Source organism: Roseinatronobacter sp. NSM (assembly GCF_052379845.1).
In the GTDB taxonomy this organism is placed as follows: domain Bacteria; phylum Pseudomonadota; class Alphaproteobacteria; order Rhodobacterales; family Rhodobacteraceae; genus Roseinatronobacter.
Genome location: NZ_JBQTCF010000008.1, coordinates 28,716 through 48,835, shown reverse-complemented (window position 1 = coordinate 48,835; position 20,120 = coordinate 28,716). Strand labels below are relative to the sequence as shown.

General features: G+C 58.5%; 19 protein-coding genes. 11 read left to right on the top strand and 8 right to left on the bottom strand.

Features of this window, described 5'->3' with window-relative positions; genetic code table 11:
• Positions 1-464: 464 nt before the first annotated feature.
• From repA to ACTZWY_RS06125, 6 genes are all read left to right on the top strand, one after another.
• Positions 465-1,667 carry a plasmid partitioning protein RepA gene (gene repA / locus ACTZWY_RS06150; RefSeq protein ID WP_444789816.1) on the top strand — a complete coding sequence of 401 codons (1,203 nt, stop codon included), beginning with the start codon at positions 465-467 and terminating at the stop codon, positions 1,665-1,667.
• Positions 1,667-2,629, top strand: a complete 963-nt coding sequence (repB, locus tag ACTZWY_RS06145; RefSeq protein WP_444789815.1) for a plasmid partitioning protein RepB — start codon at positions 1,667-1,669, stop codon at positions 2,627-2,629. The genes repA and repB overlap by 1 nt, the downstream gene beginning before the upstream one ends.
• A 230-nt stretch (positions 2,630-2,859) precedes the next feature.
• Positions 2,860-3,954 (top strand): plasmid replication protein RepC, encoded by a 1,095-nt coding sequence (repC, locus tag ACTZWY_RS06140; protein WP_444789814.1) that lies wholly within the window; start codon positions 2,860-2,862, stop codon positions 3,952-3,954.
• Between the two features lie 103 nt (positions 3,955-4,057).
• On the top strand, positions 4,058-4,519 hold the full coding sequence (locus ACTZWY_RS06135; protein WP_444789813.1) for a YaiI/YqxD family protein: 462 nt from the start codon (positions 4,058-4,060) through the stop codon (positions 4,517-4,519).
• Positions 4,520-4,985: 466 nt separating this feature from the next.
• On the top strand, positions 4,986-5,834 hold the full coding sequence (locus ACTZWY_RS06130) for a transglutaminase-like domain-containing protein (protein WP_444789812.1): 849 nt from the start codon (positions 4,986-4,988) through the stop codon (positions 5,832-5,834).
• Between the two features lie 245 nt (positions 5,835-6,079).
• On the top strand, positions 6,080-7,183 hold the full coding sequence (locus ACTZWY_RS06125; protein ID WP_444789811.1) for a 5-methyltetrahydropteroyltriglutamate--homocysteine S-methyltransferase: 1,104 nt from the start codon (positions 6,080-6,082) through the stop codon (positions 7,181-7,183).
• Positions 7,184-7,531: 348 nt separating this feature from the next.
• On the opposite strand, the gene ACTZWY_RS06120 is transcribed toward ACTZWY_RS06125, so the two are convergent.
• Positions 7,532-8,824: a phospholipase D-like domain-containing protein gene (locus tag ACTZWY_RS06120; protein WP_444789810.1), complete on the bottom strand. Its 1,293-nt coding sequence runs from the start codon at positions 8,822-8,824 to the stop codon at positions 7,532-7,534.
• Positions 8,825-9,025: 201 nt separating this feature from the next.
• On the opposite strand from ACTZWY_RS06120, the gene ACTZWY_RS06115 reads away from it, so the two are divergent.
• Together ACTZWY_RS06115 and ACTZWY_RS06110 are read left to right on the top strand one after the other, a co-directional pair.
• A complete protein-coding gene (locus ACTZWY_RS06115; protein ID WP_444789809.1) occupies positions 9,026-9,892 on the top strand; it encodes a DUF1932 domain-containing protein in 867 nt (288 codons plus the stop codon).
• On the top strand, positions 9,889-11,082 hold the full coding sequence (locus tag ACTZWY_RS06110) for a LysR family transcriptional regulator (RefSeq protein WP_444789808.1): 1,194 nt from the start codon (positions 9,889-9,891) through the stop codon (positions 11,080-11,082). Before ACTZWY_RS06115 ends, ACTZWY_RS06110 begins: the two co-directional genes overlap by 4 nt.
• A 21-nt stretch (positions 11,083-11,103) precedes the next feature.
• On the opposite strand, the gene ACTZWY_RS06105 is transcribed toward ACTZWY_RS06110, so the two are convergent.
• The gene (locus tag ACTZWY_RS06105; protein WP_444789807.1) at positions 11,104-12,426 is read right to left on the bottom strand and encodes an ABC1 kinase family protein; all 1,323 of its coding nucleotides are present in this window, start codon (positions 12,424-12,426) and stop codon (positions 11,104-11,106) included.
• A gap of 215 nt (positions 12,427-12,641) precedes the next feature.
• Here ACTZWY_RS06105 and ACTZWY_RS06100 point away from each other — a divergent pair, with 215 nt between their 5' ends.
• The 3 genes from ACTZWY_RS06100 to ACTZWY_RS06090 are packed head-to-tail and all read left to right on the top strand — an operon-like array spanning position 12,642 to position 15,540.
• Entirely contained in the window at positions 12,642-13,472 is an 831-nt protein-coding gene (locus ACTZWY_RS06100) for a cobalamin B12-binding domain-containing protein (RefSeq protein ID WP_444789806.1), read from the top strand.
• Positions 13,469-14,200 carry a hypothetical protein gene (locus ACTZWY_RS06095; RefSeq protein WP_444789805.1) on the top strand — a complete coding sequence of 244 codons (732 nt, stop codon included), beginning with the start codon at positions 13,469-13,471 and terminating at the stop codon, positions 14,198-14,200. Before ACTZWY_RS06100 ends, ACTZWY_RS06095 begins: the two co-directional genes overlap by 4 nt.
• Positions 14,201-14,205: 5 nt before the next feature.
• Complete coding sequence (locus ACTZWY_RS06090; RefSeq protein ID WP_444789804.1) at positions 14,206-15,540, top strand: amidohydrolase family protein; 1,335 nt, start codon at positions 14,206-14,208, stop codon at positions 15,538-15,540.
• 62 nt (positions 15,541-15,602) lie between these two features.
• On the opposite strand, the gene ACTZWY_RS06085 is transcribed toward ACTZWY_RS06090, so the two are convergent.
• The 6 genes from ACTZWY_RS06085 to puhC form a co-directional block, all read right to left on the bottom strand.
• On the bottom strand, positions 15,603-16,064 hold the full coding sequence (locus ACTZWY_RS06085) for a cytochrome C (RefSeq protein WP_444789803.1): 462 nt from the start codon (positions 16,062-16,064) through the stop codon (positions 15,603-15,605).
• A 71-nt stretch (positions 16,065-16,135) separates the two neighbouring features.
• Positions 16,136-17,347 (bottom strand): 5-aminolevulinate synthase, encoded by a 1,212-nt coding sequence (gene hemA, locus ACTZWY_RS06080; RefSeq protein WP_444789802.1) that lies wholly within the window; start codon positions 17,345-17,347, stop codon positions 16,136-16,138.
• A 13-nt stretch (positions 17,348-17,360) separates the two neighbouring features.
• Entirely contained in the window at positions 17,361-18,161 is an 801-nt protein-coding gene (gene puhE, locus ACTZWY_RS06075; protein ID WP_444789801.1) for a putative photosynthetic complex assembly protein PuhE, read from the bottom strand.
• Between the two features lie 56 nt (positions 18,162-18,217).
• A complete protein-coding gene (gene acsF / locus ACTZWY_RS06070; protein ID WP_444789800.1) occupies positions 18,218-19,312 on the bottom strand; it encodes a magnesium-protoporphyrin IX monomethyl ester (oxidative) cyclase in 1,095 nt (364 codons plus the stop codon).
• Positions 19,309-19,605, bottom strand: coding sequence for a hypothetical protein (locus ACTZWY_RS06065; protein ID WP_444789799.1), 297 nt, complete (start codon positions 19,603-19,605; stop codon positions 19,309-19,311). Before ACTZWY_RS06065 ends, acsF begins: the two co-directional genes overlap by 4 nt.
• 26 nt (positions 19,606-19,631) lie before the next feature.
• Entirely contained in the window at positions 19,632-20,111 is a 480-nt protein-coding gene (puhC, locus tag ACTZWY_RS06060; protein ID WP_444789798.1) for a photosynthetic complex assembly protein PuhC, read from the bottom strand.
• Positions 20,112-20,120: the final 9 nt, after the last annotated feature.

Genomic DNA, 20,120 nt, shown 5'->3' with positions numbered 1-20,120 from the left:
CCCCCTGCCCCACCCGATACGCAAGAAATATTGCCGATTTCGGCCTGTTTCACGCAGCAATGTCGCAAAAGTCGAATCGACACCCCATATTGCAGCTTTGACGTTATGCAACAGGGCCCGGGTGTACCCGCGTGCATTGGCACTTGCACAACTCAATGTAACCCGTTGGAGTCGCGCTTTTTTATGCGCAATGTCGGTTCCCGCATTTGCGCAAAACGCGATATTGCGCCATATCCTGGATACCACGCGCACCGGAAACAGGCCGTTCTTATTGTTTTCAGTATGTTAAGCAAATATCATCAGGTTGCAGCACATACGCAACACGGGCGCAGGGCAACCATTTGTGAAAAAACTGTTGTCTGACGGGCAATTGCGTGTCATGAGTTCTGTTGTCGCAGTGACGCGAAAATCGCGCGATTTAGCGACGAAACACAAACGACCCGCCAAGAGGTCATGAGGGCAGCATGAATTCGACGTTGGACACGACACATCCAGACTCCATCGCGGCATCCATTGCGGCGAATGCGGCGCGCTTGTCGGAAGCCTTGAACACTCATATGCGCAACAGCTTTCAACCCGAAAGCAGAAAAACGCTGCGCAAGTTTCACCCTGCGGAAGTGTCGGAACTGACGGGCATCAGCATGTCCAACCTGCGCACCCGCCATCAGGAAGGTGACTTTCCAGATGTTGAAACAGATTCCCGTGGCAGGCGGCTGTATTCCGCTGAAGACATTGACCAAATCCGCCATGTGATGGCGCGCACTGGCCGGAACGGCGAAACCTATTTGCCGGGCCGCCGCGCGGGCGATGCGCTTCAGGTCATTTCAATCGTGAATTTCAAAGGCGGGTCCAGCAAGACAACCTCGGCCATCCATCTGGCGCAGCGCTATGCATTGCGCGGCTATCGTGTGCTGGCAGTGGATATGGACCCGCAGGCCAGCTTGACAACCATGTTCGGCTACCGGCCCGAAATTGAATTTTCCGAAGGCGGGACAATCTATGACGCGCTGAAATATCAAGAACCTGTCCCCCTTAGTCAGGTTATTCGCAAAACCTATTTCCATAATCTGGACCTGGCACCGGCCGGGCTGTTGTTGTCGGAGTATGAAACCGAAACGGCCTATGCCCTGCAACACAAGATTGACCCCCCCTTCACGCAGCGGCTGGCCATCGCGCTGGACGAAGTGGAACAAAACTACGATCTGGTGATCATTGATTGCCCGCCCCAGTTGGGGTTCACCACAATGACCGCCTTGCTTGCGTCAACGGGGCTTTTGATTACTGTTGTTCCCAGTATGCTTGACGTTGCGTCCATGGCGCAATTCCTTGAAATGGCAGGGGAAACCGTTCAAACGCTGGAAGATGCGACAGGCCCTATCGACTGGTCATTTCTGAAATTCCTGATTGCGCGGTATGAACCCACAGACGTTCCCCAATCCCAGATGGCGGGTTTCCTGCGGTCGATCCTGCTTGATCAGGTCCTCAATACCCCCATGCTGAAATCAACTGCCATTTCAGATGCGGGCATGACGCAACAAACAATTTACGAACTGGACCCCGGACAGGTTGTCAAAAAGACCCTTGACCGCATTCTTGAAAGCGTAAACGGCGTCGCAGATGAGTTTGAAAAGACTATACAATCCGCTTGGGGCAGAGAGGGTGACTGATGGCTCGTAGAAACCTGTTTCAGCCCCCTGCCCCGCCGGATACCAAGGCAGATGCCACCAGCAAGGACCCAAAACCGCGTTTCCCCAATACGGGCGCAATGAGCGGTGTCAGATCCACCCTCAAGGACCTGTCCAGTAACGCGGTAAGGGATCTTGCGGTTGACGTTATTGAGGAAGCAGGCCCAAAAGACAGGCTTAACTTCAGCGATGCAGACGTGGCCGCGCTGGCCGAAAGCATACGCCACCATGGCCAGCAAGTGCCAATTATGGTGCGGCCTATTGCGGACAAGCCCGGCCATTACCAGATTGTGTATGGCCGCCGCAGGCTTCGGGCGTTGCAAACACTGGGTATTCCAGCCAAAGCGCTGGTGCGCAGCCTGTCAGATGAGGAAGCGATCCTTGCCCAAGGTCAGGAAAATTCCCAGCGCCTTGACCCAAGCTTTATTGAAAAAGCGCTGTTTGCGACCGAGCTATTGGCCAATGGCTATGAACAACCCGTCATTCTGGACGCGCTTGCAATCGACAAACCGATGCTGTCGCGCATGGCCAAGGTTGCGCGCGCTATCCCTGAACCTGTGATAAAGGCAATTGGGTCGGCGCATGGCGTGGGGCGGCGGCGTTGGGAAGATCTGGCCGACAGGGTTCGGGACGCCAAAATAGACTTGGTGGAACTGGTCGCGGCGCTGCCACTGGACAGTGTTTTGAATTCGGATGATCGCTTTGCGCGCGTCAGTGATGCCGCGTCGCGCAAGGGGAAATCAGCCGCAGCGCCCCCCCCTGCCCTATCGGTCAAATTGCCTGACGGCACCCCACTGGCCGAGGTGAAGGACACGCCGCGCGCGGTAACGCTGCGGCTGTCAAAGTCTGATTTGCCAGAATTCGCCCAATGGCTGCACGACAACGCAGAAACTGAACTGACGCGCCTTTATTCTGCGTGGAAGTCAGGGCGCCCGTCGGGCTAAGCAAACACCCCCCCATCGCAACGCAACAAAGGAGCACGACCAACAACCCAAAAAGGAAAGAGCCCCCCAAGGTCACCCCCGGAGAGCCCAATCTGTTCTTTGCACCTTCAGATTTAACAGCTTCTTCGCGCTAGTCAACAACAACCCGTTTGGTTGAACGATGATTTGTGGCCTTTTCCATGATATTTTCTGGGAACAGGCGTTTTCCCATCCGGTTGTCGTGAAAAAACATGGCATTCAAACACGCATCCGCCCCCTTTGGGACGCGGGAACAAGAAGTATTGTCCGCGGACAATATTGTTCCAGAACGGCATATCATCATGAACACACTTCGCACCGCAGCGCCCTTGTTGGGGTTGAAAGCGCCCGTTATCGCCACATTGGACGCGATGCTGTCATGCTTGCCGCCGAAACGGTCGCACAACACAGTCTTTGCCTCGAATGCGACGCTTGCCTTCCGGCGCAACGGTATATCGGACCGGACAATCCGCCGGCATGTCGCCATATTGCAAGAGGCAGGACTTCTTGCGCGCTGCGACAGTCCAAACAAGAAGCGCTTTACGAAACGTGACACGCATGAAGGAAAGGCCCTGATGTTCGGCTTTGACCTGTCATTGCTGTTTGACAGATTTCAGGAAATCGCCGCAATTGCCGCGAAAGCGATGCAGCAGCGCGAACAGCTGGATTACCTGCGCATGAAGCTGCGCGCAGCTGCAAATGAAGCCCTGCGCACATCACCGGACAACACGCATGCGCAGGACATTTTGCGCAACCTGCGGCGCAACCTGACACTTGCACAGGTCGAAAGCCTGCTACACTCACTTACGGAGTCAACACGTTCAGACATTTTGCCACAGGACCAAGTCCTGGCCGATACACCAAAAACGTCCGGCAATGACGGCCAAAATGTCCGACACCATCATAAAGCAATTAAAGAACATATTGATAAAATACCAAATGCACTACCTGCCCCTATCAGCACCACAGAAAGTGCGCGCACCCTTTCTGTAACCGAAGTAATGGCTACCTGCACCGAAGCCGCGCAGTTTGCATTGAATAAGATACGCACATTCCACGACCTGATTGCCCATTCTAGAACCATGGCGCCAATGCTGGGCATAGATTCCGGAAATTATGCGCAAGCAGAAAGGCACCTTGGCGCTGTTCCAACGGCAATCACAGTTATGGCACTTATGCAAATGCAAACCAGAATTGGCAAGGTTGGGGCCTATTTCAGGGCAATTACGCATGGCAACAAAAGCGGGGATTTTGATCCAATGCGCCTGATATATCGATTGCGCCAGCAAAATTTGGCTGAATTATAGCGCTGGCACATTTTGTCCGCGGACAAAACGGAAGGACAAGGTTGCCAATGCATGTTGAAATGCTGCAAACAACCAGTCGCACCACCATCAAAAGGCTGATTTGATGACGATCTATGTTGATGCCGATGCATGCCCGGTCAAGGACGAGGTTGCGCGCGTGGGAACGCGCCACAAAGTGCACATAAAGATCGTCTCGAACGGGGGCATTCGCCCGTCAGACAATCCGTTCATTGACACAATCATTGTGGATCATGGCCCGGACGAAGCTGATAAATGGATCGCGGAACATGCCAAAACTGGGGATGTTGTTGTGACTGTCGATATTCCCTTGGCGGCAAAATGCATTGCGGCGGGGGCACTGGTCGTTAAACATAATGGCGACATTATAAGCACAGCGAATATTGGAAATATCCTTGCCACGCGCGACCTTATGTCAGACCTGCGCGCCGCTGATCCATTCCTGCCGGGCAGGGGGCGTGGCTTTACCAAAGCTGACAGGTCACGTTTTCTGGATGCACTTGATAAAACGCTGCACCGCGCCGCGCGCGAACAGACAAACAAATAGCCCATGCCCGCGCCATGATAACAGTTCTGGGTTGGCATCGCGGGAAAATGTAATTTGCCGTAGGTGCGTGCGCATTTGGTCACGTCTTGTCGGGCGGGGCAGGGCAGGGGGCCACCCTTACGCAAATACCCACGCCATTGCGCAACAAAAGATCCATGATTGCTTGCCTGCGTTCGTCGCGCTTCATGCCACTTTTCCACCTGTCTGATGGCTATTTCACATCATATATAACAATATTCATATGAATAATGCGATTTTGTGACATAATATGTTATGACTGGCAGTATTAGGCCAGGTTGCTCAAAAGTGGGAACCGGTTTTGAGCTTCTCTAACCTGCGAAATCAATAAGTTAGTGTGTGTCGCGTGAATGCGGATGAAGGCGGCACTCATGAACGCCACGGACGGGGGCGCAGCCGGATGAATGGCGGAACACGCGCCACGGGGCAGCGCAGAAAAGGGCTTTCAGTGGAACGCAATGTCAGATACGGCGCTGCAAACACCAAATATGACCCCCCCCCTGAAACGGACCAATCGATCATGCGCATCACTATTGACGTCAAGCTTGATTACACCCTGTCCGAAGAGGAAACGGTCCTTCTGACACTGGAGGCCGCCCAGACAGACGGGCAAACAGTTCTGGAAGCTGGGCTTGAGGTAAACGCGGTCGACCAGCACCGCATAACTGGCGAAAGCGGTGTGGGCGGGCGTGTGTGCGCAGTGGTCACGGGCGGGAAGCTGAACTTGCGCTATCACGCCAGTGTGCAGGTGTCGCGCGATGACACCGTGCTGGAACAACTTGCGCAAATGCCGCTGGAATCCCTACCACCACAGGTTCTGACCTATCTGCGCCCGTCGCGCTTTTGCCAGTCCGACCTGTTCACCCCCTTCGTGCAACGCCAGTTTGGCCATCTGGACGGGGGCGCAAAAATTGCGGCAATGCGCGATTGGGTCGCATCCGGGCTGGCCTATGTTATAGGCAGTTCAAACGCGGCAACCACGGCCATTGACACCTTTGTGGCGCGCGAAGGGGTTTGCCGGGACTTCACACATCTGTTGTGCAGTTTCGCGCGCGCAGCGGGCATTCCGGCGCGCTATACATCTGTCTATGGGGCGGATGTCCAGCCACCGGATTTTCACGCCGTCGCGCAGGTCTGGCTGGATGGCGATTGGCATATCGTTGATGCAACCGGCATGGGGCGGGCCGGGGCGTTGGTGGTCATTGCCTGCGGGCGCGATGCCGCCGACGTGGCGTTCATGGAAACCACATGGAATGCCACGCCGGTGGTTCAGAATATCCGCGTGATTCAGGCTTGAAAGCGGACTGCACACAGGGCCATTGCGCGCCTGTTGCCGGTATGGGGCAGCATATTGACATGGCCGTGCAATCTATGCCTGTTAGGGTCTGCAAGGGTTGGTGCCGGTTCGCATGTCGCGCGCCGCAAGGCAAATAACCCTGACTGCAGGCACTGGTTTGGGGATACGCATATTCAAGGCCGGCGCGTCACAGACGCCCTGCATTGCAGCCCATGACCCGCTACAACCAAAAGAAGGACGAAACCTTGACAACATTACCCACCCCGCCATTCCGCGCCGATCATGTCGGCAGTCTGCTACGCCCCGCCGCCATAGCTGATGCCCGCAAGGCGGGCGTGACGGGGCCGGAACTGACCGCGATTGAAGATCGTGAAATTCCCGCATTGGTCCAGATGCAAGAAGATGTCGGCCTGAAAGTTGTCACTGATGGCGAGGCGCGCCGCGCCTTCTGGCATTATGACTTCATGGGCATGCTGGACGGGTTGGACATTATTGAAACCGGCAGCGACGCGCTGGGGTTCAAGGGCGCGACTGTCAGTCAGGTGCCGCAAATTACCGCCCCGTTGGATTTCCCGTCCGACCACCCCATGTTGGAACATCTCAGCAAACTGGCACAGATGACCAAGGTTTGCCCGAAAATTTCCATTCCCGGCCCGTCGGCGGTGCATTTTCGCGTGACCCCGGAAAACAACAAGCACGCCCCCTATGCCGATCAGGACCTGTTCATGTCCGACATCGCGGCAACCTATAACAAGGCCGTGCATGCGTTTTATGCGGCAGGGTGCCGGTATCTGCAACTTGATGACATTTTCTTCGCCTATCTGGGCGACGACAAGCAGCGCGCCATCCGTGCCGCCATGGGCCAGGACCCCGATTGGCTGATTGAACGCTATGCCGGTATGCTGGAAGACGCCATCAAGGACCGCCCTGCCGACATGATCATCGGCATGCATATGTGCCGCGGCAATTTCCAGTCCACTTTTGTGGCGACGGGCGGCTATGACGCGGCTGCGGATGCCATTTTCAACCGCACCAGTGTTGATGTGTATTTCATGGAATATGACACCGACCGCGCAGGCGGGCTGGAACCGCTGGCATTGCTTCCCAAAGGCAAGAAGCGTGTTCTGCCCGGTTTCATCACCACCAAAACCGCTGAACTGGAAAGCATGGACTCCCTGCGCCGCCAGTTCGACGCCGCATCAAAATTCGTGGACATGGACCAATTGGGGATCGCGCCACAATGCGGCTTTGCGTCAACCGAGCATGGCAACAAGATCACCGAGGATGACCAGAAGCGCAAGCTTGAACTGGTGGTGAAGGTTGCGCATGATCTGTGGGGCGAAGCCTAAAGCATGTTGCACAAAACTGGGACCCGGTTTTGCGCAAAAAGACATGCGACACCATAAGGTTAGCGCGGGTCGCGTGAATGCGGCACGCGCTGGGGCCTAGGCGTTTCACATCAGGCAGGTTGGCCCGCCTTGCAGGGAGGAAAAGCGCAAGGCGGGCCGGTCGGTCTGAATATGCCGGACAGTCTGAGCCTATCGGGCGGGACAACCCGGCGTCACATCAGGCAGGTTTCAGACAGGGACGTTTTTATAACATGCGCCTGCGCGATTGGTTCCCGCCAGAAAATTCCAGACCGCTGCCTGATCACATTATGCAGTTGGTGGCGCGGTTCATCGCGCGGGAAGGGGGCCTTACAGATGTGGCCTTAACACACCAAGAACAGCCGTCTGCGCACGATGCAGCCAACCCAGACGGTCAAGGTCGGCCAAGGTCACCTGACGGGCATCAGCACAATCTGCCTCGAAAATTCGCGTCTGTTGTGCAACAAAACCCGCGTCATAGACATTAAGATTGGCTTCGTCATTCAGCCGGAATGACCGTTCGTCAAAATTGGCCGAACCGACTGAAACCCAGCATTCGTCAATGATAACAAGTTTCGCGTGCAGAAATGTCGGGGCGTATTCATGAATTCTTATCCCGGCTTCAATCAGCGCGCGCCATGACAACCGCGACACGCGCCGCACCAGACAGGAATCAGTGTGCTTGCCCGCGATCAGCAAATCAACCGTGACGCCGCGCGCGCGCGCTTCCAGCAACTGGGATATGGCTATTTTGTCAGGCACAAAATAGGGGGTTGATATGCGAATATGGCGCTGCGCGGCGGCAAGCGCGGTCATCAACATCAGGTGAATTTCATTGCGGCTGCCGGTATTGCTTTTGACCATTTGAATGTTGGTGTCGCCGGTGGGGTGCAGCGGTGGGTAGAATTTTGGCCCGCGCAGCACTTCGCCGCTGGCTTCGACCCAGTTATGCGCGAAGGCGTTTTGCATCAGCGCCACCACTGGCCCTGTCACGCGGTAATGGGTGTCGCGCCATTCGGCGGGGCTGCGCGCGTTGCCCAGCCACATATCGGCAATGCCCACCCCACCGATAAAGCCGGTCTTGCCGTCAATGACCAGAACTTTGCGGTGGGTGCGGTTGTTCAGCCGTGTCAGGGTGCGGGGGCGCATGGGCCGGAACATGCGCAGGGTTATCCCGCCGTCGTGCATGCGGTCAATCAGGTCGTCATCCATCGGCAGGCCACCGGCCCAGTCAATCAGCACGTTGACGACAACACCGGCTTGCGCGCGCGCAATCAGCGCGTCACAAAAACGGGTGGCAATATCTCCGGACCAGTAGATATAGGTTTCAAACGTGATTGAAGCTTGCGCGCGGCCAATCTCGGCCAGCATCGCGTCAAAAATGGCATCGCCGTTCAGCAGCGTTTCAAGTGTGTTGCCGCCCAGAATGGGGCTGCCATACAGCCCCGCCATATCGCGCCCGAATTGCGGGTCACAGGCCGGGGTGGCCGCAGGAACGGCCCTGCGCAATTCGCGCCGATAGGGCATAAGGGCGATGACGAAAAACCAAAACAGCAGCATTGCCAGCACAGCGGCAACGGCTGCGCGTATCTTTCGGCGGACTCGATGCGGCAGGCGGGGCATGGCACTCTGTTTTCTGGAAGTGGTGCTGGGTAACGCCGGACAGGCGCTGTCGGTTCCCGCAGTCTTGTCCATTCGGCCAATCCCGTGTTTGCAAGCTGCGCGGGGGGCATAAGAATTGGCTATAGGGCGTGGCGCTATCTGGCGCAATGTGACAGTATCATACCATCTGGGTGTCAGCAACCGGGGGACAGGATGGCAAAGATGGATCATGTTGCCTTTATTGGCTTTGGCGAAGCCGCGCGGGCCTTTGTGTCGGGGTGGGGCGGCGCGCACGCGGCGGGTATTGCCGCTTTTGATATCAAGACACAGGCGGATGCATCGCGCGCGGATATGTTGGCGCAGTATGGCGCGCATGGCGTGACAGGTGCGGAAGATGTGGCTGGCGCGCTGCGCGGGGCAGGGGTGGTGTTCAGTCTGGTCACCGCCGATCAGGCCTTGGCGGCAGCGCACTCCGCGGCCCCCCATCTGGCCGGGGGGGCGTTGTGGTTCGACTGCAATTCCTGCGCCCCTGAAACCAAGGTCAAGGCCGCGAAAATCATTGAATCCGCAGGCGCGCGCTATGTGGATGTGGCTGTCATGGCACCCGTCCACCCCAAGCGCCATCTGGTGCCCCTGCTGGTGTCCGGCCCGCACGCCACGCCCGCGCTGCAGGCACTGCACGCGCTGTCGATGTGTCCACAAGTGGCGGGGGAACAGGTGGGGCAAGCGTCCTCGATCAAGATGTTGCGGTCCGTCATGATCAAGGGGTTGGAAGCGCTGAGTGCGGAATGCTTCCTTGCGGCGCGGCGCGCAGGGGTTGAACAGCAGGTTCTGGCGTCGCTGGAAGGGTCTGACCCCGACATCAACTGGCGCGCGCGGGCCAGCTATAACCTTGAACGGATGGTGGTGCATGGCGCAAGGCGCGCTTCCGAAATGCAGGAGGTGGCGGCCACGGTCGCGGCACTTGGGCTGCCCTGCGCCATGAGTGCCGCATCAGCGCAGTGGCAGGCATATCTTGCAGCGCCCGCAATTGATCCCGGCAGTGACGAATTGATCGCGCGCATGGACCGGATTCTGGCAGCGCTATGACTGCGCCAAACCTGCGGCATTTGCGGGTTTTTCTGGCCGTTGCCGAATTGCGGTCCCCCACGGCGGCGGCGCAGCGCTGTCGTGTGTCGCAACCCGCTGTAACCCAGTCGCTGAACAAGCTGGAACAGGATATGGGCGGCGGGTTGTTCCTGCGCAGCCGTCAGGGGTTTTTCCTGACCGATCGCGGCCAGATATTCGAAACGCGCATTCGTCGCGCCATGGACAGGCTGGATGCGGCGCTGCATGATGTGGCCCCAAGACTGACGGTTACGGCCACATTCTCGCAGCTGCAGGCCCTGATCACCATGAGCGAGGCGCAGAACTTCACCCTTGCGGCCCATAATCTGGGCCTTGCACAGCCAACTGTGCACCGCGCTGTCACGCAGATTGAACACGCCGCTGGCCGGCCCCTGTTTGAACGCACGTCCTTCGGGGTGGTCCCGACGCGCCCGTGCCGCAAACTTGCGCAGGCCGCGCGGCTGGCTTTTGCGGAATTTGATCAGGCCCAGGCGGATATTGCCGAATTTGACGGCCGCGATATTGGCCATATCGTGGTGGGGGCCTTGCCGTTGTCGCGCACAGTTGTTCTGCCCGAAGCGGTGGCACGGTTTCGGGCGCAACGTCCGGGGTATCGGATCAAGATTTATGACGGGCCCTATGGGGAAATGCTGGCAGGTCTGCGCCGTGGGGATATTGACATCATCATCGGCGCGCTGCGCGACCCGCTGCCAATTGATGACGTGGTGCAGGAACCGTTGTTTCTGGACCGGCTGGCGTTTTTATGCGGCCCGTCCCACCCGTTGGCAAATGCCGCCGCGCCCCCGCTGGACGTGCTGGCGCGTTTTGGCTGGGTGGTGCCCCGCGCAGGCGTTCCGGCGCGGGCGCAGTTTGATGCGCTGTTTACAGAAAACGGCCTGCCGGTGCCTGACAGCCTTGTGGAATGCGGGTCCATCTTGCTGATGCGTGAACTGTTGAGCCGCAGCCCGCTTCTGGGCTGCATTTCCGCACAACAGGCAGAAGCCGAACTGTCCCGTGGCCTGCTGGCCAGATTGCACACGCAAATAGAATTTCCCGGCCGTGCCATCGGGCTGACCTATCGCGCGGATTGGGTTCCGACTGCGGCCCAGGGCCTTTTGCTGGCCTATATCAGGGACTCAGCACAGGCCACGGGCGCACCGCTGACGCAGTGACACCCGCTGCCGCATGTCGGGTTACCTGTAGCGTTCGACCAGATGGCGCAGGTTGACGCGCGCGCGCAATCTGGCCGCAAGCAGATATATCCCGCCAATCTTGCGATGTAAAAACAGCGTGCTGGCCGGGGGCACATGCATCAGGTCGCGGTCTGTGCCGATGGCCAGCCCCATATCACGCAGCCGCTCCAGCAGGTCGGATGTGCCAAAGTCATATGGTGTGTCCTGCCGCAGCGGCGCGACGGCTGTTTCAAACATGCGCTGGATCAGGTCTTGATGATGGGGCGATGTGGCGGCGCCAAAATACCCGATATCCAGCATCGCGCGCCTGATGCGGTCCTGCCCGCCATCAAGCGCGGCATTCAGCAGCACGCGAAACCCCGAAGCAAGCTGCGGGGGAATGTCCTGAACCGCGCCAAAATCCAGCAACACAATGCGGCCTGTGGCGGCCTGAACGCGAAAATTGGCGAAATTGGGGTCCGTCTGCATGGCCCCGAACACAAACAATTCGCGCGCCACCAGATCCACCAGATGCATGGCTGCCCGGTCGCGGATATGTTGCGGGGCGTGTGCCAGGGCCTCGACAGGGTCGCTTTCGATATAGCTCATGGCCAGAACGCGCGCGGTGCTTAACTCGGGCTGGACCTGCGGCAGAACAAAACCGTCCGATTGCGCCAGCAAATCCCCAAACCGGCGCAGATTGGCGGCTTCGGCGGTATAATCCGCTTCTGCATGCAACTGGCGTTTGGCGCTGTCCAGCAGGGGGGCAATGTCCATCCCCTTGGGCACCAGCCCTGTCATGCGCAGCAGCGCGGCAATATTGTTCACATCGCTGTCTATACTGGCCTGAATGCCGGGATATTGCACCTTGATGGCAATATCGCGCCCGTCCAGTGTGCGGGCGCGGTGAACTTGCCCTATGGACGCCGCCGCAAAGGGGCGCACGTCGAAATGCCGGAACCGCCCGCGCCAGCCTGCGCCCCATTCCGCATTCAGAACAGTTTGCAGTTGCTTTGGGGGCATGTGGCGCGCATCATCGCGCAAGGTGGCAAGAATGTCGCTCAGTTGCGGCGACAGAACCGCGCCCGCATCCATGGACAGCATCTGTCCCAGTTTCAGCGCGGCCCCGCGCATATGTGACAAACCGCTGGTCAGACGCCCCATATTTGCGGGGCTCAGCACAAGGTCGGGCAGGGCAGGGCGCTTGCCGCGCGCCAATTGGCTGACGCCACTTGCGACCACACCCCCGGCAATGCCAGCGGTAATGCCCCCCAGATGCAGCAATCTGGATGTGCGCGATGTGGGAACCGAAGCCCCCTGCGGTGTCACAGGTTTTTGTGTCACGTCAGCCCTGCCCAATTTGTCCGTTCTGCAAGATGGGGCGACATTGCGCGGCGTCCAGTCTTTGCTGTGCAGATGGTCGCTTGCCCATGGGGCGGGCACCGCGCGCTATTGCGTAACCCGTCCAGTCAGGGCTACACTGCGCCAAGGCAGGCGGGGGGCGCGTGCGCGCGCTGAACCGGCAGTTTGTTTTATTGCCAGACAGGGTGATGCGGCAGTTGGATAAAAGTTTGTATCAGGGGTGCGCGTCCTGGCTGCAGCATGGCCTGCAGGCGCTTGGCCATGACATTGGCCAGCGCGCGACCAGCATGAACATTGCCGCATCTGCGCAGCCAGCGGCCCTGCACAAGCTTGCAGGAAAGAGCGCTGCCGTTCCGGTGGAGGACTTGCATCTGGCCTTGTTGCAGGGGGAATTGGCGCGCGCGCTTGAAATTTGCCGCGCCTTCAGGGCAGCGCAACGTCATGACAGGGCAAGCGTTTATGCGCGTTTGTTGTTGCCCGTTATTGCGCAGCTTGGCCGTGACTGGAGTGAGGACCGCGCCAGTTTCGAGGATGTGGCCTTCGCCTACAGCCTGATGCACCGGATCATCGAAACCCTTGGCGAAAGCGACACGCCCAACCGGCGGGGGCAGGGGGGCTTGCATTTGGGGCGGGTCATCGTGGCGGTTGCGCCGGGGGATGCACATGATTTCGGCGCGCGCGTTCTGGTCAAGCACCTGCAGCTTCAGGGCTGGGATGCCCAGTTTGTTGACGGGGCCAGCACAAGGGAAATTATGCCGCTGCTGCAAGCGGGCCCGGTTGACGCGCTGGCCATTTCTGTGGGCACCGATAGCGCTTTCATAGGTTTGGCAGATATGATAAGCGAATGGCGTTACGCCCAGGCGTCACAACACACGGAAGTGATTGTTGGCGGGGCGGCGATTGTGCCACCCTTCGGACATTACAGTTTCTTGCAAGCAGATCAGGTTGGTTTGCGCATAAATGAAATGTCGGAGCATTTGCTAAGCCAAATGATGCATGGCCGATACGGCAGATGGAGTTTGTCATGACGACCCCCACGCGTGAAATTCTAGCTTTTGAAAAGAACTTTTCAGAATTCGCGCCGTCTGTAATGGGTCAGGTGGTGCTGGCGGCAAGTGACTTGTGCCTGATTGTGTCGTCCGGGCGCGTGGTCGAGGATGTTTTTCGCGGTGGCGCGCTGGAAGAATTGCGCGGCGACGATTGGGTGGGCAAGCATCTTCGCGCAATCGTCGGGTCGGAAGTCTGGCATAAGCTGGACCTGCTTTGGGATGCGCCAGATGCAGATGCGCCCGTCTGGCGTCATCTGAACTTTATTGACGCGACCGAACCTGCGGGCGTGCCCTTGCTGGTGTGTCGGGTGGATGCCGGGGACGGGCGGTCGATTCTGGTATGTCGTGACTTGCGGCCAGTGGTGCGCATGCAGCAGAAGTTCAATCGCGCCATGCTGGAAATGGAACAATCCTTCGAGGATCTGCGCTGGAAGCAACAACTGGGATCATCGGGTTTGCAACGGCCAAAGGCACCCGCGACAGTGCGCGGACAGCAGGCAGGCGCGACACTGGAAAAAGCGATGACCGAGATAGGGCACCTGCCTTTGTCCGAAATCCTTGCCCAGACCGCGCGCGTTCTTGAAGATATGTGTATCCGGCAGGCTTGTGAACAATGCGATTATGACCTGTCAAAAGCCGCCGAAATGTTGGGCGTTAGTTCCGATGACCTTGCATCGCGGATCACGTTCGAACCGAAGCGGGCCTGAAACGCGTGTCGGCGCGCGCCTGTTCCCTGACTGGCAGAACCCTTGTCGCCAATGCGTTTCATGCGCCTGAATGTGGCAGCGTGGATTACCTGCCCGATATTGCGATCACAGTTGACGCTGATGGCGTGATCGAACATGTATCCCGCGACATCCCGGATGATGCAGTTTACCTGCCGCAGGGGCAGTATCTGTTGCCCGGCCTTGTTGATTTGCATGTCCATGCGCCCCAGTTCCCGCAATTGGGGTCAGCGCTTGATGCACCGCTGGAAGATTGGCTGCAAACTTATACATTCCCGCTGGAAGCGAAATACAGTGACACGGGCTTCGCCCGCGAAACCTATGACGCGCTGATTGACCACATGCTGCGCTGTGGCACCACAACGGCGCTGCATTTCGCCACGGTTCACTTGCCCGCCACCAAGATTCTGGCCGATCTGTGCATCAACAAGGGCCAGCGCGCGCTGATCGGCAAGGTTGCGATGGACCACCCTGAAACCTGCCCGCAATATTACCGCGACCCTGATGCCGACACGGCAATTGCCCAAACCCGCGCCTTGATTGAGTATATCAACGCCCATCCACACAATGGGGCAGGGCGGGTGTTGCCGGTCATTACCCCGCGTTTTGTCCCTGCCTGCACAGATGCTTGCCTGCATGGTCTGGGCCAGCTTGCTGCCGAAACCGGCACCCGTGTTCAGACCCATGTTTCCGAAAGCGACTGGGAACATGCCCATGTCCGCACGCGCACCGGCCTGAGCGATACCGAAGCGTTGGACCATTTCGGGTTGCTGCGTGAATATACTGTGCTTGCCCATGCGAATTTCCTGTCAGGCACCGATATGGACCTGATTGCGCAGCGGGGCGGTGGCATTGCGCATTGTCCGTGGTCCAATATCTATTTTGCAAATGCGGTATTTCCGCTGCGCGAAGCGCTGGCGCGGGGGCTGCGCGTTGGCCTTGGCACGGATATTTCGGGCGGGCCAATCGGCACCATATGGGAAGCGGCGCGCATGAGTGTGGCCGCCGCGCGCCTGCTGGACAGCGGCACTGACCCCGACCGCGCGCCAGAATTGCGGGGGCGGGCGGGGGCGCGTATCAGTATGGAAACAGCATTTCACCTTGCCACGCGCGGCGGGGCAAAGGCGCTGGGTCTGCATGTCGGGGCGTTTGTTCCGGGCATGCGCTTTGACGCGATTGCCATTGATCCAGCGGCCCCTGCGGGCCAGATTGTCAGCATTGGCGATACGCCGCCGCTGCAGATGCTGGAAAAAATCATCTATGGCGCGACCAAGGCCAATGTGGCCACTGTCTGGACAGACGGCGCTTTGCGCGTCGCATAGCCGGGCGGGTTGTGGCGCAAAACCGGGGGCCGGTTTTGCGCGCTATGGTGCAGGTTCCGGCGTCAGCTTTCGCCTTCTGCTTCTTCCTGTGCTTCGGAAAACTGGGTCAGGAACGCAATGATATCGCGCGCTGTCGCTTCATCCCGAACGCGGAAGGACATCTGGCTACGGGCGCGGCGCTCATCAAGGGTTTCGCGCAGGAACGTGGTCGGGTCCAGCAAATAGGGCACCAGATCGTCTTCGGCCCAGACAAGCCCGGCTGCGCCTGCATCGACCAGCGAAGCCCCATAGCGGAACCCGTCAACGCTGCCCGCCTGACGCCCGATAACGCCATACAGGTTCGGGCCTGTGCGCATGTTGGGACGTCCGGCCAATACCTCGCCTGCGTCGTTGGTCACATTGTGGCAGTTCTGGCACTGGCTGGTAAACGCAGCCTCGCCCGCGGCGGGGTCCCCTGCGAAGGCAGGAAATGCGGTCATGGCAAGGGTCATGGCGCCGAATGTCGCGTGAAGTAGCTTGGTCATAATGGGGTCCTCCCGGTTTGTCTGAATTTATACTGACCATCTGATACGTTCGGCCAACGCTGCCGGATCACTCAGGCAACAGCATGTGAAATGGCGCATTGTTTCCACAATGCCGTAAGTGCCATCACCAGATGGTCGATATCCGCATCCGTGTGCATGGGGCCGGGGGTGATGCGCAGCCTTTCGGTGCCTTTGGGCACTGTGGGGTAGTTGATGGGCTGAACATAAATACCCCAGTCATGCATCAGAATATCCGAAATCATGCGGCATTTGACGGGATCACCAATCATGACCGGGATGATGTGACTGTCATTTTGCATATGCGGAATACCCTGCGCATCCAGCTTGGCGCGCAACCGCGCAACCCGGTCGCGCTGTGCAGCGCGTTCGGTGCCGGATTGTTTCAGGTGCCGCACCGACGCGGTTGCAGCCGCAGCAACAGCAGGCGGCAGCGCGGTGGTGAAAATGAACCCGCTGGCAAAGGAGCGGATGAAGTCGCACAGCGCGGTTGACCCGGTGATATACCCGCCCACAACGCCATATGCCTTGCCCAATGTCCCCTCAATCAGGGAAATACGATCCGCCAGCCCTTCGCGCTCGGAAATGCCGCCGCCATGGGCGCCATACATGCCCACGGCATGCACCTCATCCAAGTAGGTCAGCGCACCATGCGCTTCAGCGACTTCCACAATCTCGCGCAGGGGGGCAATGTCGCCATCCATGGAATAGACCGATTCAAACGCCACAATCTTGGGCCTGTCGCCCACGGCCTTCAGCTTGCGGTCCAGATCGCGCCAGTCATTGTGTTTCCAGATGACCTTGTCAGCGCGCGAATGCCGGATCCCCTCGATCATGGAGGCGTGGTTCTTTTCATCTGACAAGATGACAGCGCCTGGAATTTTGGCCCCCAATGTCGACAGCGCCGCCCAGTTCGACACATAGCCAGACGTAAACAGCAGCGCGGATTCCTTGCTGTGAAGCTGCGCAAGTTCTTCTTCCAGAATGCGGTGCAAATGGTTGTTGCCCGAAATATTGCGCGTGCCGCCCGCGCCAGTGCCGCATCTGGACACGGCGTCCACCATTGTCTGAATGACATCAGGATGCAGGCCCATGCACAAGTAGTCGTTTGAACACCAGACGGTCACTTCGTCTACGCTGGTGCCGTTAAAGTGCCGGACTTTGGGGAAGGCGCCGCATTGACGTTCCACTTCGGCAAAGACGCGGTAGTTTCCTTCGGTGCGCAGCGCGTCAAGGGCGGTTTTGAAATGGGCGTCAAAATTCATGGGGTCCCCTCGGTCATATTTTGGGTTTTTGCGTGTTGGCCGCCGGGATCATCCAGCGCCAAAGTTTGTCATCGCGCACCCGCCAGACCATGAACCAGTGTTCCAGAAGGGCAAGTGCAGCAAGCATGGAAAGCAGCGTGAAGCCGATGATCCGGCCGTCATCCTCCAGCGTGGTCGCGTGCCACAGCCGGGCCAGAAAGTAGCCTGTGCCAATGGTCAGCAGGGTGACGGACAGCGGGAAAAACCCGCTGACCGGACTTTCGCGGAAATAGCTGGACAAATGCGCCAGCGGGCTTGGCAGAAAATCCGTATTGATGCGCGGCACACCCAGAAACAGGTTCAGTTTCGCGGAAATGCGCGCCGCAAACAGGATGAAGAACGTCCAGAAGGCAAACGGGTTGGCACTGTCATAGGCCGCAACGGCCAGCGCGGCAAAAATACCCGCCAGCACGATTTCATGAAACGCCACAGTGCCAAACGCGGCGGAAAAGCGCGCCAGCGGGGCCAACCCCTGCGGGCAGGGGCGTGTATTGGGGCCAGTTATGATGCCCGACAAGAAGGCCAGTTCCACCCAGCCCCACAGCGCCAGCGCCGACAGGAACGCAAACCACACGCCTTGCGGGCTGCCATCACCAAGGGTGCCATTCACGCCCAGAACACCGCCCACCAGCAACGGCAGCGACAAGATGACCGACCATAAATGTTGCCCCCGTCCGCCCCTGTCGGCAGCATGCACGCGCCACAGCAGCAGCCCTGTGGTGGACCACCACAGGAACAATGCGGCAAGTGCTGCAATCCAGGGGGTTTCGAACATCTGCGGCTCCCTCCGGTTGGGGGTGGGGGTGCCGGGGCAGGCCCGGCACCAAGGGGTCAGTAGACAGGTTCCATCCGCACAGATGCGGGGGGGGTCGTTTTCTTCACGGGGATCAGATACAGCGACGCGAAGGCGCGTGCGGCCTGCGCGGTGCCCGCCAGTTTGCGCAACCGACCCGCCACGCCGCCCTGTTTGGTGCCCGCATCCATCTTGCGGAATGCCGCTTCCATGCGGCGCAGATTGGGCAGCCAGCGCGGGTGATCAATATCCAGTTCCACCGGAAACACTTGCCGCGCGATGGCTGATGTCTTGCGATACACTTCCTGATCATACCATTCTATGTCGACCCCCAGCGCCTTGTGGAATTCCGGGCGGGCATGATCGCGCACATACATGGTGGAATACACGGCGGTCAGAAAGAAGCGAATCCACAGCTTGTTGGTGAAACTTTCCGTCAGCTTGGGGTCTGTGCGCATCAACAGGGCGAATGCCTCGCCATGGCTGAATTCATCGTTGCACCATTCGCGGAACCACTTGAAAATCGGGTGGAAGCGCTGTTCGGGGTTCGCTTCAAGGTGCCGATAGATGGTGATGTAGCGCGCATACCCGATCTTTTCGGACAGGTAAGTGGCATAATAGATGAATTTTGGCCGGAAATAGGTGTATTTCTTGGCCTTGGTCAAAAAGCCCAAATTCACCGCCACCCCCGCTTCGCGCAGCGCGTCATTGATGAACCCCGCGTGGCGCGCTTCATCACGGGCCATGTAGTTGAACAGTTCACAAATGTCCTTGTTGGTGCCGCGGCGCTTCATTTCCTTATACAGCACGCAGCCCGAAAATTCCGCCGTGCAACTGGACACCAGAAAGTCGATGAATTCGCGCTTCAGGGCAGGGTCCATTCCGTCCCAGTCGATCTGGTCCCAGTCCGCGTTTTTCTTGAAATGGCCCTTGTTGGGGTCGGCCTTCATCTGGCCGATCAGTTTGTCCCATTCCTCGCGCACGGGGCTTACGTCGATGCGGTCCATCTCGTCAAAGTCAGTGGTATAGAAACGCGGGTTCAGCAGGGTGGATTCCTGCGCCATGGCGTCGGTGTCGAACTTTTCCGCGATTTCGGCGTGCAGTTCGTCATGTGTGGTGGCGTGGGCGTTCATACGCTCATCTCCTCTGAGAAAGAGAATTCACAAAGCTCCATGAATTCCAGATCACCCGTCAGGCGTGTCCAAGCGCGTTCCAGCGCATTTGCGCGGGTGATGGTGGCGATGCGGTCCTCAATGATCAATTCGCCCCATGCGGCCAGAACCGGCGGGCCTTGGACCAGCACCTCGTCGCCGGGATGGATAACTGACCCGTCATTGAACCGCACATGCGCGTGCAGGGCTTCAAAACGGTGGCTGACCTCGACAGTGCAAGGCACTTTTTCGACTTTCCGAGAGAAGAGTGACATTTGATTTTCCCTTTTTTGGCGTTTTTTTAGTTGTTCAGTGTTGTCAGCAGCCGTTCGAACGCGGCCTTGTTGTCAGGGCCGAACACATCCAGTTCGACGCGGTAATTTGTATGATCATCAATCGCGCTAAGGCGGCCATTTTCATAGGCGACAATGCGCAAGGGCAGCGTTGCATCAACGCCGTAACGGTGGCGGGCTGTCTGCAAGCCATTTTGCACCACGGTGACAAAACCGCCATGGTCCAGCCGGTCAATATGCATGCCATCAGCGGCTTGCACTGTGACGGCCTGCGCAGTGCCTGCGACCAGACGCAGGTGCCATTCCTGCACAATCGCGCCGTTATCGGGAATGGCAGCGGGTGCGCGGCCTGTCAGCGTGGCAAAGCCCACCAGCGCGAGTGTCAGGAACGCCAGCGCAAACATGGCGCGCACCAGCCCTACAGGGATCATGTCGTTATTGTCTTCGCGCTTGAAACCGGGGGTAAAGGGTTCGGGGGTATGTGTCATGGCGTCCTC